At 59.3% G+C, this 15,106-nt stretch carries 15 protein-coding genes; 7 read left to right on the forward strand and 8 right to left on the reverse strand.

Going from position 1 to position 15,106, the window contains the following annotated elements:
• Positions 1-47: 47 nt before the first annotated feature.
• The gene (locus tag K1W69_RS06595; RefSeq protein WP_220227498.1) at positions 48-425 is read left to right on the forward strand and encodes a lysozyme inhibitor LprI family protein; all 378 of its coding nucleotides are present in this window, start codon (positions 48-50) and stop codon (positions 423-425) included.
• 10 nt (positions 426-435) lie between these two features.
• Here the strand turns inward: K1W69_RS06595 and K1W69_RS06600 are convergent, their stop codons facing one another.
• Positions 436-2,334 (reverse strand): tetratricopeptide repeat protein, encoded by a 1,899-nt coding sequence (locus K1W69_RS06600; RefSeq protein WP_220227499.1) that lies wholly within the window; start codon positions 2,332-2,334, stop codon positions 436-438.
• A gap of 194 nt (positions 2,335-2,528) precedes the next feature.
• On the opposite strand from K1W69_RS06600, the gene K1W69_RS06605 reads away from it, so the two are divergent.
• From K1W69_RS06605 to K1W69_RS06625, 5 genes are all read left to right on the forward strand, one after another.
• Positions 2,529-3,689 carry an MFS transporter gene (locus tag K1W69_RS06605; RefSeq protein WP_220227500.1) on the forward strand — a complete coding sequence of 387 codons (1,161 nt, stop codon included), beginning with the start codon at positions 2,529-2,531 and terminating at the stop codon, positions 3,687-3,689.
• A 384-nt stretch (positions 3,690-4,073) separates the two neighbouring features.
• Entirely contained in the window at positions 4,074-5,057 is a 984-nt protein-coding gene (locus tag K1W69_RS06610; RefSeq protein ID WP_220227501.1) for an ABC transporter substrate-binding protein, read from the forward strand.
• Positions 5,058-5,059: 2 nt separating this feature from the next.
• The gene (locus K1W69_RS06615) at positions 5,060-5,839 is read left to right on the forward strand and encodes an ABC transporter ATP-binding protein (protein WP_370688195.1); all 780 of its coding nucleotides are present in this window, start codon (positions 5,060-5,062) and stop codon (positions 5,837-5,839) included.
• A gap of 22 nt (positions 5,840-5,861) precedes the next feature.
• Complete coding sequence (locus tag K1W69_RS06620) at positions 5,862-6,632, forward strand: ABC transporter permease (RefSeq protein WP_258570821.1); 771 nt, start codon at positions 5,862-5,864, stop codon at positions 6,630-6,632.
• Between the two features lie 130 nt (positions 6,633-6,762).
• Entirely contained in the window at positions 6,763-7,764 is a 1,002-nt protein-coding gene (locus tag K1W69_RS06625) for an isopenicillin N synthase family dioxygenase (RefSeq protein WP_220227503.1), read from the forward strand.
• A gap of 53 nt (positions 7,765-7,817) precedes the next feature.
• Here K1W69_RS06625 and K1W69_RS06630 read toward each other — a convergent pair whose 3' ends face one another.
• Positions 7,818-8,432: a GNAT family N-acetyltransferase gene (locus tag K1W69_RS06630; RefSeq protein WP_220227504.1), complete on the reverse strand. Its 615-nt coding sequence runs from the start codon at positions 8,430-8,432 to the stop codon at positions 7,818-7,820.
• On the reverse strand, positions 8,432-9,394 hold the full coding sequence (locus K1W69_RS06635; protein ID WP_220227505.1) for a homocysteine S-methyltransferase family protein: 963 nt from the start codon (positions 9,392-9,394) through the stop codon (positions 8,432-8,434). The genes K1W69_RS06630 and K1W69_RS06635 overlap by 1 nt, the downstream gene beginning before the upstream one ends.
• A gap of 251 nt (positions 9,395-9,645) precedes the next feature.
• On the opposite strand from K1W69_RS06635, the gene K1W69_RS06640 reads away from it, so the two are divergent.
• A complete protein-coding gene (locus tag K1W69_RS06640) occupies positions 9,646-10,788 on the forward strand; it encodes a benzoate/H(+) symporter BenE family transporter (protein WP_220227506.1) in 1,143 nt (380 codons plus the stop codon).
• 3 nt (positions 10,789-10,791) lie between these two features.
• Here K1W69_RS06640 and K1W69_RS06645 read toward each other — a convergent pair whose 3' ends face one another.
• Genes K1W69_RS06645 through K1W69_RS06665 form a run of 5 tightly spaced genes read right to left on the reverse strand, consistent with a single transcriptional unit; the run spans position 10,792 to position 15,102 of the window.
• On the reverse strand, positions 10,792-11,154 hold the full coding sequence (locus K1W69_RS06645) for an MmcQ/YjbR family DNA-binding protein (RefSeq protein ID WP_220227507.1): 363 nt from the start codon (positions 11,152-11,154) through the stop codon (positions 10,792-10,794).
• Positions 11,151-12,428: an FAD-dependent oxidoreductase gene (locus tag K1W69_RS06650; protein ID WP_220227508.1), complete on the reverse strand. Its 1,278-nt coding sequence runs from the start codon at positions 12,426-12,428 to the stop codon at positions 11,151-11,153. Before K1W69_RS06650 ends, K1W69_RS06645 begins: the two co-directional genes overlap by 4 nt.
• A gap of 12 nt (positions 12,429-12,440) precedes the next feature.
• Positions 12,441-13,280 carry an ABC transporter permease gene (locus K1W69_RS06655; RefSeq protein WP_220227509.1) on the reverse strand — a complete coding sequence of 280 codons (840 nt, stop codon included), beginning with the start codon at positions 13,278-13,280 and terminating at the stop codon, positions 12,441-12,443.
• Positions 13,273-14,040: an ABC transporter ATP-binding protein gene (locus K1W69_RS06660; protein ID WP_220227510.1), complete on the reverse strand. Its 768-nt coding sequence runs from the start codon at positions 14,038-14,040 to the stop codon at positions 13,273-13,275. Before K1W69_RS06660 ends, K1W69_RS06655 begins: the two co-directional genes overlap by 8 nt.
• Positions 14,041-14,067: 27 nt before the next feature.
• Positions 14,068-15,102 carry an ABC transporter substrate-binding protein gene (locus K1W69_RS06665; RefSeq protein WP_220227511.1) on the reverse strand — a complete coding sequence of 345 codons (1,035 nt, stop codon included), beginning with the start codon at positions 15,100-15,102 and terminating at the stop codon, positions 14,068-14,070.
• Between the last annotated feature and the right edge of the window lie 4 nt (positions 15,103-15,106).

A 15,106-nucleotide genomic window follows, 5' to 3' on the forward strand; every position in this document is an offset into this window, starting at 1 on the left:
TAGTATGGCAAGTCTCGCGTTTCCGCAATCGAGGAGAAAACAGGACAATGAACACCGACACAATCCATTCACTGGCATGCCTGACAATTGCGATCGTATGGACAATGCTGTCTCTGTCTGGCGCATCGCTTGCTGCGAGTTTCGACTGCGCCAAAGCGGCGGCGCCGGATGAAAAGGCCATTTGCGCCAATCCCGATCTGTCGGCGCTCGATTCCGAAATGGCTGGATTGTATTACGGCTACAAGGCCTTGCCGCTGCTTATGGGCGCCAGCGGCATCCGTCAGGACGAGGCGGAGGCATTCCTGAAACAACGGTCCGGCTGCGGTTCGGACGTCTCCTGCCTGCGTTCGGCCTACACCCAACGCATCAGTGCTCTGAAATCGGATATCACCGAAGGCGTGAAGAATTACTGCGTCGGAAACTGACCGGAATTCATTACTTGTCTTCAAGCAACAACTCACCTGCGCGGAGATAGTCTGACTGCGCCTTTTCCATCCTGCCGATCTTTTCGTAGGCCGCCGCCCGGCTCAGAATGGTCTGGTAATCGTCAGGCTCCAGTTCCAGGGCGCGATTGTAATCGTCTATCGCCAGGGCGAATTCCTGGCCGTCGAAATAGGCGTTTCCGCGATAGGTGTAGGCAAGTTGGAAATCGGGCGCGAGGGCGATCGCCTGCGTGAGGTCTCTGATCGCCTCCCGGTCGGATTTCTCGATCCGATAGGACCAGCCCCGCATGAAATAGACGTGGGCGGTGTTCTCGCCCAGAGAGATGGCTTTGTCGAAGGTTTCGAGCGCTTGCCGCACATTCTGGGTGTCAAACTCGACAAGGCCGAGAACGTAGTAGGCGCCGGAAACAGTCGGATCGAGTTCCAGCACCTTTTCGATATCGCTCCGGGCATGATCGTAGTCGCCCGTATCGTGATAGGCGCTGGCGCGCTCCAGGTAGGACTCGACGTAGTCATCCCTGACGGCAATCGCCGAAGTATAGTATTCGATGGCCTTTTCGTAGCGCGCCTGGGCGTGGAGAACATTGCCCTGCGCAACGAGATAGTCAGGATCTTCCGGCTGCAACAGGGCGCCTTTGGCGAAATCCGCGAACGCCAGCGCATAGCGGCCGGCGCGATAGTGGATATATCCGCGATTGAACATCGCGCTCGACAAGGCAGGTTCGAGCCTGAGCGCCGTGTTGTAGTCCGCGAGGGCGGCTTCGTCGTCGCCCAGTTCGGCGTGAATGAAGGCGCGTCTGAAGTAGTAGCGGGATTGTTTCTCATCGAGCGCGAGCGCCTTGTCTATATCTGAAAGCGCGGCGCGCACGTCTCCCGCGCTGTCCAGCAATTCAGCGCGGTAGAAAAACGCCTCGTGGTAGTTTTCGTCGTTCTGGACGGTCCTGCTGAAATGCTCGACGGCCTTCTCCAAATCGCCGGCGTCCTTGTAGAGAAGGCCGCGATTGAAATAGGCGGTTGCGTAATGCGGATCGATCCGAATGGCCGCGTCGTAATCCATCGCCGCCAAATCCTGCAGACCGCTGCGTTCATAGGTTACGCCGCGATTGTTGTGGTAGGAGGCGACGGGTTCCAGGCCAATCGCCCGGTCATAAGCCGTAATGGCGAGACGGTACTCGTCGATTTCGCCATAGGCGTCGCCGAGTTTCGCCAGGCAGGAATGATTTTCCGGCTCCATATCAATGGCTTGCTTGTATGACTTCGCGGCTTCGTCGAAGCGATCCATGCCAAACATCAGATCGGCGAAGCTTTCCTTGTAGTAGGATACGTCCGGCTCGATCTCGGACGCCTTCTTGAGATCGATCATGGCCAGCATGTCATCGCCGAGCTCGTGATGCGCCCAGCCGCGACTGTCATAGGCGGCGGCGAATTTCGGGTAGAGGCGAATGGCTTCGTCATAATCAGGAATGGCCTTGCGATAATCTTCGGCGAAGAAACGGGCTTCTCCACGCCGGAAATAAACGTCGGCGTCATGCGGATCGATCGCGGCCGCCAGCGTAAAGTCGGCTATCGCCTTCTGATATTCCTCCAGGGAGTAATGCGCCAGGCCGCGATGGTAGAGAACAAAGAAATAGCGTTCATTGTCCTCTAACGCCTTGTTGAAGTCCTCGATCGCCTGGCGGTACTGGCCGCGATCCAGACGATATTTGCCGCGGCGGGCGAATTCATACGGGGTCTTTGGTCCGATCTGATAAGCTTCGTCGCCACGCTCGCGCTCCATGCGGTCGATCTCGCGGCTGGAGGGCGACTCCGCGAGCCAAAACCGGCTTTCGGCGTCGCCAGGCGGGGCGGTTAAGAAAAACGCTGACAGAAAGCCGAGAACAAGAGGTGTCATGCCGATGCAACTGCGATTGAAGCCTGTCCGCAATTGAACCGTAGTCGACGATCCGTTTCAACTGCAAATACGCGCGTCGCCGCTGCGTCTCGCCTGATGGGCTCCGACGACGCATAATTTATGCCGGCCGCGGCGATTGCAGCAGCATGACAATGCGGCTAGTGCAATGAATCTGTTCGGGATTTGAATGCGAAATGGATCTGAGACGCACGTTAACCGTCATCTTAATTCTGCTGGCGGGTTTCTACGCCGGCGGGCAGTTGGGCAAGATCGCGCCGGTGGTGCTGCTGCTGCGGGAGCAGCATGGCTATTCGCTGACCTATCTGGGATGGCTCACATCGCTGATCGGCCTGTTCGTGGCAGTCGCCGCGCTTCCGGTCGCCTTTGCAATTCGTTATTTCGGCGTCCGTCTGTCTCTGAACGCCGGCGCGCTGCTCTTGTTTGTCGGCGCGTTGTTCCTGTGGCCAACCACGGACCAGTTCCTGGCGCTCTTCGCGCGCGGCATTGAGGCGATCGGCTATGTGCTGGTGGTGATAGCCGCGCCGGCGGTTCTGAACGACATCGCGCCTGAACGGTTGAAGGCGCCGGCACTGGCTATTTGGGGCGGCTTCGTTCCAATCGGGTATGCGCTGGCGAACTATCAGGCTGCGGCCGTGCTTCCCGGGTTTGGACTGTCCGGTTTCTATCTCAGCATGGCGCTTGGCTACGGTCTGTTCGGCGTGCTTTCCGGTGTTCTGTTGTCGACGCTGCCGCGCGCGCAGCCAATCGCGCCTGCAGCCGAAACGACGAAAGCCAGAGGCAGGCTGCCTGCGCGAGCCTACTGGTTGGCCGGCGCATTCGGGTTTTACGTCATAGCGTCCTTGCCCCTGTTCACCTTCCTGCCAACCTATATCGGCTTGCTTGACGACAGGCTGGCGCTCTCGGCGGCTGCAATCGCACTCTTCGTCCCCGTGGGCAATATCGGGACAGGCTTTCTTGTCGTTGGCCGTCTGCGCAGCCATACGGCCAGCCTTACGATGTTCGCTCTCGTCGCGCTCGCCCTGGGGACGGCGGCGATATTTCTGCTCGATGCGCCTTCGGTAAAACTCGCCGGCGCAATCCTGTTTTCTCTTGCAAGCGGCGTCGTGGGGTCGGCCGTCTTTGCGACGCTTCCGGCGATTGTCCGCGATGGTCAATCGGCCTCCATCGCAATGGGCGCGATTGCGCAGACCGGAGGCGTTGGCACGGTGATCGGCCCGCCGATCGCCGGATTTGTCATCGAGGCCTACGGCTGGTCGGGCCTGAGCATCTATGTTGTCATTGTCTGCCTGCTGGGCGTCGTTTGCGCCTGGAAGGCGGTTGAGCAAAAGCGCTAGCGTCCCATCGGGAGCAATTCCTGACGCGCAATGTGTCAGTCGCCGTTGTGCGGCTTCAACTGGTTTCGCATAAAATTTGTGCAGCATGATGACGGCTGCGGCGTTTCCAGCCGCCTTTCAACCCAATAAATCCGATTTTATGGCTCGATCGCGAATTGGCATGGAACCTGCATCGCCAATGTTGAGTAGAAGCGGTCAGGATTAACGGCAGTCCGGGACATTGCTCGGCATTAACATTGCGGAACAGGTGTCCAATGCCGTCTTCTATTTCACAAGTAAAACTCTCCCAAGACTGCCGGGCAGGCGCTTTCAGCGTCTGCCCGGTGCTTTGGCGATGACGAAACGCCAGCAGTCACGAAAGGTAGTTCCATGCTGAAACACTCAATGAAACTTTTAACCGGAGCAGCCTTGGCGGCAGTGCTGCAAGTCTCCTACGCCGGCGCGGCTGACAAGGTCGTTTACCAGCTCGACTGGTTGCCCGGCGGCGACAAGGCTCCGATCTATGTTTGCATCCAGAACGGGTTCTGCGAAGAGGAAGGCATCGAAGTCTCCATCGAACCCGGCAAGGGATCGACCGAGGCCATCACCAAGATGGCGACCGGAACCTCGGACATCGGCACGGCCGGCATCAGCGCCCTCATGGCCGCCAAGGCCAACGAAGATGTGCCGGTGACGGCCGTCATGTCCTATTTCAACAAGGGACCGCACGCTTTCTTCGCCACCAAGGACTCCGGCATTGCAGAAGTCGCCGACGTCAAGGGCAAGAAGGTCGCGACGTCTCCCTTCACGTCCTCGAACGTGTTCCTGCCGCTGGTGCTGGACGATGTGGGATTGACGGAAGGCGACATTACGCTCACCAAGGCCGATCCGGCCGCGCTTGGTCCGATGCTGATGACCGGCAGCGCCGACTCCGTCATCGCTTGGCTCACCAACGTGACCGTTTTCACCAACCAGGCCAAGGAGGCCGGTAAAGAACTGGTCGTGCTGCCGTGGTCGGCCGCCGGTCTCGATCTCTATGAGGCAAGCGTCCTTGCATCCGACAAGTTCCTGACTGAACGTCCGGACGTGGCGAAGCGCTTCCTCAAGGCCTACAAGAAGTCCATCGAATTCACCCGCGATAATCCGGAAGAAGCGGCCAAAGCTGTGACCGCCATGATCCCGGAAATGTCGGCCGCAGATGTCGCCGGCGGCATCAACGACGCTTTCGTGCTGGTCTTCAACGACGTGACGGACACGGACGGATTTGGCGTGTTCGAGCCTGGCCGTCTTCAGGCGACCTGGGAACGCGTTTCGGCGTCTCAGGGTCTGGAGCCGGGCGCGCTTGATCCGGAGTCCATTGTTGACCGCAGCTACATGCCGGAGAGCTGAGAGTGACATTGCCTGAAATACCTGCCCTCGAATTCGACGATGTAGGGCAGGTATTCGATACGGCCTCGGGCCAGCTGGAGGCCCTCAGGGGCGTCAGCATGAAAGTGAGCCGCCACGAATTCGTGGCGGTTCTCGGACCCTCCGGCTGTGGCAAGTCGACCCTGTTGCGCCTGACGTCAGGACTGATTGCGCCGACCTCGGGATCAGTCCGGGTTTTCGGCAAGGAAGTGGACGGGCCGCGCGATGACGTCGGGATCGTCTTCCAGAAACCGACGCTACTGCCCTGGGCCAATGTCGAGGACAATGTCGTCTTTCCGATCCGCCACAAGACGGGGCGCGTCAGGCCCGAACACCGGGAGACCGCGCGAGAACTGTTGCGCAAGGTCGGCCTCGAAGGCTTCGAGAAGCGTCTGCCTTCCGAGCTTTCCGGCGGCATGCAACAGCGCGTCGGCATTGCGCGCGCCATGCTGCTCAATCCCGATATCCTGCTCATGGACGAACCGTTTTCGGCGCTCGATGCGTTGACCCGCGAGGAGATGGGATTCGAACTCCTCGATATCTGGCAGGCGCAGCCCAAAACCGTGATGTTCATCACCCATTCGATTTCGGAAGCGGCGCTGCTGGCCGACCGGGTGTTGGTGATGAGCGAGCGTCCCGGACATTTCATCGCGGATTTCGAAGTGCCGCTTCCGCGACCACGTAGCGTCGAAACCAGCACGCGCAAGGAAATGCATGAATTCGCAGCCCAGCTCCGCAGCCTCCTCCTCAAGCGCGCAGCCTGAGAAGAAGCCAGCAGGAAACCCGATGAAAGCGATCCTCGCACTGCCCATCTTGAGGCCGATTGCGACCTTCGCCGCTATCCTCGTCATATGGGAGCTATCGACGATCGTGTTCGAGATCCCGTCGTTCCTGCTGCCGGCCCCGACGCGAATCCTCACCGGATTCGACGCCGTCGAGTTTTCCCGCTGGATCGAGCACATATGGGCGACGCTTCGGGTCGCGCTTTACGGCTATATCACGGCGATCGTCATCGCCCTGCCGCTGGCGATCGTGCTGTCGCGGTCCAAGGTCGTGTCGGACTGTCTTTATCCGCTTCTGGTCGTGATCCAGTCGACGCCGGTCGTCGCCGTCGCGCCCATCATCATCGTCGTGCTCGGATCGGGCGACGCGCCGCGCATCGTGATCACCTTTCTGATCACCTTCTTTCCGCTTGTCGTTTCCATGACGACCGGGCTGATGGCGACGCCGCCGGAGCTTATCGAACTGTCGCGCAGCCTTCGCGCGCCGGTCTCGCGTGAGCTGAGCCAGATCCGCATTCCCTATGCGATTCCCTACATCTTCTCCGGTTTGAAAATCTCCATTACACTGTCGATCATCGGCGCCGTGGTGGCGGAGTTCGTCGCGGCGGAAAAGGGCATCGGGTATTTCATCCAGTTCTCGACATCCTATTTCAAGATACCGCAGGCATGGGCCGGACTGTTCCTTCTGGTGCTGATTTCTCTGCTTTTGTTCCAGATCATCTCGGCGATCCAGAAACAGTTTTTCCCCTGGAGCCTGCCGAAGGATAACAACTGACGAAAGGAGACCGAAAAAGGCCAAAAGGCCGGCAACGACTGTCAATGGCAACGGAGTAGAAGCAGTCAACGTCAAACGACGTGGTCATTGCTCCATAGGAAACACGGGGTTACCCGTATTGGAGAATAAAATGAACACAACTGTATCCGAAAAGAACTACAGCCTCGACGAGCTGAACAAGGAAACGACGTTCGGCGGCGCAGGCTCGGAAAAAATGCGCGACATTCCCCGCATCGATCTGTCGGATTTCGACGCCAGAAAGGCCGAAATCGCCGATGCGCTCTGGTCGGCGTCGACCGACATCGGATTTTTCCAGCTCATCAATCACGGCATTCCCCAGGACATGATCGACGACGCCTTCGAGGCTTCGGAAGCCTTCTTTTCGCTTCCGGAAGAGGTCAAGGCGCGCTTTCCGCTGTTGTCCGGCACAAACGCCGGCTGGGAATACAAGGCGCAGGTCCGCCCGTCGACCGGCACTGCGGACCAGAAGGAGTCCTACCAGATCACGCTGCCGCGCATGGCCGAGCTGTGGCCAAGCGAAGCAGAACTGGCCGGCTTCAAGACGACTATGCTCGCCTTTGAAAGGGCCAACTGGGAACTCGGCATGCGGGTTTTGTCCTGCTTTGCTCTAAAGCTCGGCTTTGTTGAAGACTTCTTCACCGAGCGCCACGATCCCGAGTCGCCGGAATACCAAAGCACGCTGCGCCTGCTGCACTATCTCGAACTGGTCAACGCCAAACCGGAGGACTTCACGTCATTCTGGCGCGCCGGCGCTCATACGGATTTCGACTGCCTGACGCTGTTGCACCAGCGGCCGGGGCAGGGCGGCCTGCAGCTCTGTCCGGGCAAGGAATCCAGCGAGCTCGCCTGGACGGATGTCCCGCCGCTGCCAGGCGTTGTCACCTGCAATATCGGCGACATGCTGATGCGCTGGAGCGACGACAAGCTGCAATCGACCCTGCATCGGGTGCGGATGCCGAAGCCGGAGGAGTCGCGCGGATCGCGCTATTCCATGGCCTTCTTCTGTCAGGCCAACAAGGATGCGATCATCGAGGGGCCGGAAAAGCACTACGCGCCGATCACGGCGCACGATTACCTCCAGCAACGCATAGCCGCGAACTTCGCGAAGTAGCAAATCCGAAAAATCCAGTCCCGCCTTCTTTTCGAAGGCGGGGCAGTCTTGCTTTACCTGGGATCTCGTTTCACGAGCAGCACCCAGTTTTCGCCTTCGCAGTCCCAGCCGTCTTCCTTGACGATCGGTCGGGCGTCGGTTTCGACGTAGCCGGTCTTCTCGTAAAGGCGTCGCGCGTTGGTATTACCATCTGAAACGATGATGCTCATCGGGCGTCCATCGGCCATTCGCTCGGCTTCAGCCAGGAGATGTGTTCCGCACCCCATCCCGCGAAACTCCGGATGGGTCGCCAGCACGTTGACGTACTGCGTGTCCGGAGCAAGGTTTTCAAGTTCCTGCAGCGGAACGAACATCGCCGGCATCGTATCGTAGTCGATTGGCTCCGGCTTGTCCGGAAGCGGGTAGGTGACCAGGCACGCCGCGACATCTCCCTCAACTTCAGCGATCACTGCATTCCTGTAAGTGAATGCGCCCTCGATGCGCCGGGCCCGAATGCGGCCGACCTCCCAGGGGTCCATGCCGGCCTCCGCGCTCTTTTGCCATACATGATAAGGCATGCCTTCGCCGGCGTAGTTGATCAGGCGAGCCAGATGATCGGCGTCATCCGGCGTCGCTGGCCTTGTCGGGAATATCTGATCAGTGTGCTTTTGATGCGCTGAATCAGCCATCAGGCGGCCTTTCTGTGCCCGTTACAGGCGTCGTGGATTGCCGCTACATGGCGGATATCCGTGCCACAGCATCCGCCGAGCACCATGAGATTGGGCAGCATATGCATGAGCTCGTGGTACTCCCGGCCAAGCTCATGCGGGTCGCCGGCGTCGAGTTCCTCGGCGTTGTCCAGTTCCGCATGGCTCATTTTGGAGGCGTTAGCCCTAAGGCCGCCGATGCGGGACAGCCAGCCTTCTCGATTGTCCACCACATCTCTGAAATGGGTCGGATGAGCGCAGTTGATCATGTAATAGGCCGGGTAGTTTCCGGTCTCCCTGTCGGTCTGTTCAATCGCGTCTCCAAGCGACTGGCCGGTCGGCAACTTTCCGTCGGTCTCAACGGTATAAGCCAGAATGACAGGCATGTCCGCCTTTTTTGCGGCATGCGCTATTCCGAGGGCTTCCTCGACATAGTTCATTGTCACGGCCGAGATGACATCGACGCCGGCGTCGGCAAACAGTCCGATTTGCCAGGAGTGGTAGTCACAGGCTTCTTCAACGGACATCATTGCGGTAGGGCTGTATCCGTCGCCGCGCGGGCCGAGATTGCCACTGATGACGAACGGGGACTCGGCGGTCTCGAACGCATCGCGAATTTCTTCAAGCAGCGTCACGCTGGCCCGATTGGCCTGCTCCAGTTGCGCGGTGGAATATCCCAGAAGCTTGCCCCAGTCAGGACTTGCCCGCCAGGTCGCGGATTCAAGAACGAAACCCATCTTCTGCGCCCGCGCCAGTTCGGCGTAGGGACGATAGTAATTCTTTGTCGCCGCGCGACCTTCATCGGTCTTCAGCACATCGAAGGAGGCGAAATGGGGAAGATCCATTCCTTCGAGAAAGATCAATGTCGTCTCCAGGCCTCCATCCGTCAGCATGGTCTTGCCGTTCATTTGCGGCAGGCTGTTTCTGTATTTTGCATTCAACATGATTTGGCTCCTTGTTTCGTGGAAGTGATATAGCCGGTGACCTTCCACACGTGCAGTGCGATTACAGTACGGTTTTCCGAGGCTGTATTTCCTGTTTGAAAACAATCCTCTGTGAGAATTCGCACCGAACGCCCCAATCAAGCCCATAAAATAACTGCACCAAAGGTACGGAAACTGCTTTGCGCAACGCAGGCTTTGACTTCCGCCGCAACACGCTCCATCAAGGCGAGCGTTCAGGAAAGGCGGTTTGCATGCGTTCATCGGTAATCATTTCGGCGCTCGTCGCGGTGTTGGTGGGGTTTGGTAGCTCTGTCGCGATTATCATCGCGGCGGCGCAGGCCGTGGGCGCAACGGAAGCGCAGACAGCCTCATGGATCGCCGGCGTCTGCGTTGCGACGATGTTTTCCACCGCAGTTCTCAGCATCCGGTTCCGCATCCCGATCGTCGCCGCCTGGTCGACGCCCGGCGCCGCCATGATTGCGACGACCACCGGAATCACCATGCCGGAAGCCGCCGGCGCATTCATCCTCGCCGCTGTGCTGATCCTCGCGACCGCGGCTTTCCGGCCGATCAACGCGATAATCTCCAAAATTCCGCAGGCCGTCGCGTCCGCCATGCTTGCCGGTGTTCTTTTTGGCTTTGTGGTCGCTGTCTTCATGCACCTGAACGCCATTCCGCAGCTGGTGCTGCCGATGGTCATCCTGTTCATTGTGGCGCGAATATTCTCGCCCTCCTGGGCTGTGCTGGCGGTGCTGGCGCTTGGGGTGGCGCTGGTCTATGCGCTCGGCATGGCCAAGCCTCTGGAAGACCTTCGTCTTTCGACATTCGAGATCATTGTGCCGGAATTCAAGGCCTCAATCCTCATTGGTCTCGGATTGCCTCTCTATCTGGTCACGATGGCCTCGCAGAATCTGCCGGGATTCGCAGTGTTGCGCTCCGCAGGCTACGATGCGCCGACGCGTTCAATCCTTGCCGTAACGGGATTTGGGTCGCTCGTAACCGCGCTGATTGGCGCGCACACAACAAACCTCGCCGCAATCACGGCTTCGATCTGCACCGGCGAGGATGCGCATCCGGACAAGGACAAGAGATGGCTCACCGGTCCGGTCTACGCTGCAGCTTATGGGATGTTGACGTTGATTGGCGCATCGGTAGTGGCCTTGTTCGCCAGCTTCCCGCCTGAGCTTGTCGCGACGATCGCCGGCATCGCCCTGCTTGGGCCGCTGGTCGGGGCGCTCGGAAACAGTCTGGACAGTCACGGCGACCGTTTCGCGGCGGTCATCACCTTCGTGGTGACGGCGTCCGGCATGAGCCTTTTCGGCATCGGCGCGGCCTTCTGGGGCCTGCTAGCAGGGATAGCCGTTTATGGTCTGGATCGTCTGCTCAAGCGATAGAAGTTATTTGCTCTCGATCCCGAGGGCCTTGCGTTGCGCTCTTGTGAGCTTGGCTGCAACAATGCTGTATGCGGCCTGGATATAGTCTTCGATCTCGTCATTGGCGAGGGCGTTCGGGTCGCGAATCTGAACCCACTTGGCGCGCGCGAGATATGGCGCTGGAACGACGCTGTCCACTTCGCACAGAAGCGTATAAGAGAAATCGCTGCATTTGAAGCTGACGCCGTCTTGCGTATCCGGGCCCCAGTTCGAGCATATAGCGAATATCTTGCCGCCGATTTTCCAGACGGATGCGCCGCCCCATTGTTCGACGCGAGTCACTGCGGGAAGCGTCGCGCAGAACCGGTCGAACTCTTCGCGTGTCATAGTAGAGCGCCGCGTTCGGCCAGCGCCTTGTTTACGGCCTGCGCAGTGGCGGGTTTTGCCGAAGATGCGCTCAGAGCCGCAGCGGTGCCGGCGGCTTCACCGGTGGCGAACGCCGTGCCCATGACCCGGATCGAGCCATAGGCTCTGCCGTCGGCGCCGATGGTGCGTCCGGCGTACCATAGATTGTCGAGGCCATCGGCCGTAATCGCGTCAAGCGGCACGTGGCAATAGCCGGCGCCGCCGACAGAGTGGTAAATAGGCTTGCCGGCCTCGCCATGCAGTTCGATCGGCCAGGCGGCGCGCGCAATCGGAAAGTCGCATGTGCGACCGCTGACAACGTCATCGAACGTCATGCGATAGCGCGCCTTGGGATGGCGGCTTTCGCGAATGCCGATCTGCGGCCCGGTCTGCGCCAGATAGGCGTCCTCGAAGCCGGTGACGTGATCGCGAAGAGCCTTGACGAGCCCGTGCGCCATGACGCGGCCCTGTTGCTCGGCGCGTGTGAAGGAACTGGAGCTCAGATCCTCGATCGGCAGGTCCACGGTCAGCCACCAGAAATCATCCGATCCTGGTACGCGCGTATATATGCCGCCGTCGCTGCGATTGATCTTCAGATCGGTCGTCTCGTTGTATTTTTCCGTCGTCGCGATGATGACCTGCCGGTCGATCCGTGTTCCAGGCGCCAGCCCGCCGATTCTCAGCGGCATGGTGACGGCCTGAAGATGGCCGTTATCGTCGCCGGTCTGGCACTCGACGCCGGCAAGCAGCGCAAGATTGGCGTCGCCGCTCGCGTCCACGAACGCGTTTGCGATAACGCGCCTGCGTCCGTCCATCCCGGCGAGCATGACCGATTCCAGGTGGCGCCCGGTGCGGGAAACCGAGGCGACGCGGGTGTGGAGCAGAACGTCGATGCCATGCTCGGCGCAAATGCGGTCGAGCGACAGTTTCAGCACTTCCGGATCGAGAAGGATGATCCAGTTGCCGGTGGTCGGAGACCGGTAGGGTTTCGCGTCGAGCCCATGTCGGCGCAATTCCTCAAGCACCAGTTCGCCAGCGCCTGCGACCGCCTGGATAGGTTCAGGGGCCTGCTGAAAGAAGCCGCAATAGGCGAGCACTTGCGCATTGGTCGCGGCGCCTCCGAGGAAGCCGTACTTCTCCACGAGACACACCTTGGCGCCCGTGAGGGCCGCCCCGATAGCCGCGCCAACGCCAGCGGCTCCGCCGCCGGCGACAACCACGTCATAGTCGGGTTGCCAGCTTTCGTCGGAAGACAATCGATAATACTCCTATTTACGCCAGCGCAGGAAATACTGTTCGGCAAGCGAAATCAGGTAGCTGACAACCAACCCGAGGATCGAAAGCAGGATGACGCCTGCGATAAGCTGATCGGTGGACATCAGGTTGCCTGCGAGCAGCACGTAGGCGCCTATGCCATATTCCGCGCCGATCATTTCTGCCGCCACCAGCAGAATGATCGAAATGGAGGCCGAAATGCGCATGCCGTTGAGAATGGCGGGCAGGGCGCTCGGGAAGATGATCTTGCGAATGATAGACCATCGCGACAGGTTGAAGCTTTGCCCCATGTTGATCAGCGACCGGTCGACGGCGTCGATCCCGCCATAGGTGGCGATGACCGTCGGAAAAAAGGATCCGAACAGGATTGTCGCGACCTTTGATCCTTCGCCAATGCCGAACCAGATGATGAACAGCGGAAGCAGCGCGATCTTCGGTATCGGGAAGATGGCCGCGACAAGCGGCCGCAAAGCCGCGCGCGGATAGGACCAGAGCCCGATCAGCGCGCCGGCGGCGAGACCCAGAATGGTGCCGCAGGTAAAGCCGATGATGAGCCGGTAGAGAGAAGCGCTGAGATGCTTCCACAGCAGGCCGCTCTGGACGAGATCCTTCAGCGCTTGCAGCACTTCCGACGGCGACGGCAATACAATCGGCGGAATCAAGCCGAAATGGCTTCCGATTTCCCAGATGACAACGAGGACGAGGAAAACGATCGGCGCGATAAACGCGCGTGGTTTCGGCGAGAAGCCGCCGCCGCGATAGCGGACTTTCCGGGTTTCGTCATCCTGGGTGGGCGTCACGACATCATCGCGGCGTTGCGCAAGATCAGACATCCGCCAACTCCCTGTCCGCTGAAAGCGCTTCTTCGCGCATCATTTCCCACAACTGGTCCTGGATCTCGATCAATTCGGGACTGCCATGCTGTCTCTCGCCGATTGGAACCGGTATTTCGACGACATTCCTGATAACGCCGGGACGACGCGACAGCACGATGATCTTGTGGCCGAGCGCAACAGCCTCGGCCAGATTGTGCGTTACATAGCAGGCGGTGAAGGCTTCGCGCTGCCAGAGCGCGACGAAATCGTCCATCAGCAATTCACGTGTCTGGCTGTCGAGCGCCGAAAGCGGTTCGTCCATCAGCAGAACCGCCGGGTTCACCGCCAGGGCGCGGGCGATCGCCACACGCTGCTTCATGCCGCCTGAAAGCTGACGCGGATAGGCGTTTGCAAATTCCGTCAGGCGGGTGCGTTCGAGCACATTTTCAATGCGTTCGCGAACCGCTTCCGCGCCAAGATTGTGTTCTTCGAGGACCAGCGAGATATTGCCCCATGCGGTGCGCCAGGGCAGCAGCGCGAAATCCTGGAAGATATAGGTCAGAGGGTTGAGACTGTCGGCCGGAGGCTCTCCGATCTGGTAGACGCCTCCGGAAGTCGGCTGTTCAAGGCCGCCGATCATTCTCAGAAGTGTGGACTTGCCGCACCCGGATGGACCCACGATACAGACGATTTGGCCACTGCGAATCTCCAGACTGATCGATTTCAGCACTTCGAGATCGTTGTATTTGTGGCTTAGATTCCTGATTTCGAGGTCCACGGGCCGGCAAGCTCCCTGTCAGGCTGGTCAGTAGGTTTCGACGAAGCTTGGATCGACCAACATCTCGATTGTCAGCGACGGTGAAACCAGACCTGCGTCCTGGAACCATTTCATCTGCTTTTCAGCGTCAGTCAGGTCCAGCGATGCATTGTCGTTCAGGTTCATGGCGCCATTCTGGATAGAGGGCGCAGCCTTTTCATATGGACGATCCTGGTAGACATATTTGTGAATCATCTTCGTCATGTCTTCCAGTTCCTGCGGGTCGGCGTCCTCGGCCAGCATCACGCGATTGAAATCCGCAATGCCTCTTGCATAAGCCTTGACGAACCGCTCGACCATGTCGCGGCGCTCTTCGGTGTTCTTCGTTGACGTAAAGAGAGCCGAAATCTGGTATTCCGCATAGTCGTAAAGCCAGCCAAGCATCTTGGCGTCGCCATTTTCAACAAGCGGCTTGGCGATATGCGGCACCATGATCATGGAGTCGACCTGTCCGCTCTTCAGCGCGCCGATCATCGAGCCGACCTTCTGCAGGGGCACGAGTTTCAGTTCATCGATCGAGAAACCGGATTTCTCGGCGATACGGGCCGACATATAATGGAAGGTAGAACCGACCTGCGTCATTGCGACAGAGTGGCCCTTCAGCTTTTCGACTGAATCCAAGCCATTCTCATAGGCGTCGTTAGAGGCAAGAATCATCATGCCGTCGATGCCCTTCTTTTCATGAAGAACGCCGGCGACAACCTTGACCGATCCTTTCTCGGCAAGGTTCATCAGACCGCCGGTCAGGCCGGCGATGCCGAAGTCGGCGTCTCCCGCCGCAACGGCGACGGCGATTGGCTGGGCCGCCTGAAAGAACTTGAACTCGACATCGAGCCCTTCGTCCTTGAAGTAGCCTTTCTCGTAGGCGATGAAGCCTGCCGAGTGGGACGTGAAGCGCAAGGCGCCCACAACGACCTTGTCGTCCGCCAGCGCGTAACTGGTGGAAACGATCGTGGCCGCAGCAACAGTGACTGCAAGAGTGGCGCGCCGCAGGAGCGCGGAAATTTCAAGAAATCTTTTCATCATA

Origin of the sequence: Flavimaribacter sediminis, assembly GCF_019492055.1 — a bacterium.
Taxonomy (GTDB): Bacteria; Pseudomonadota; Alphaproteobacteria; order Rhizobiales; family Rhizobiaceae; genus Flavimaribacter; species Flavimaribacter sediminis.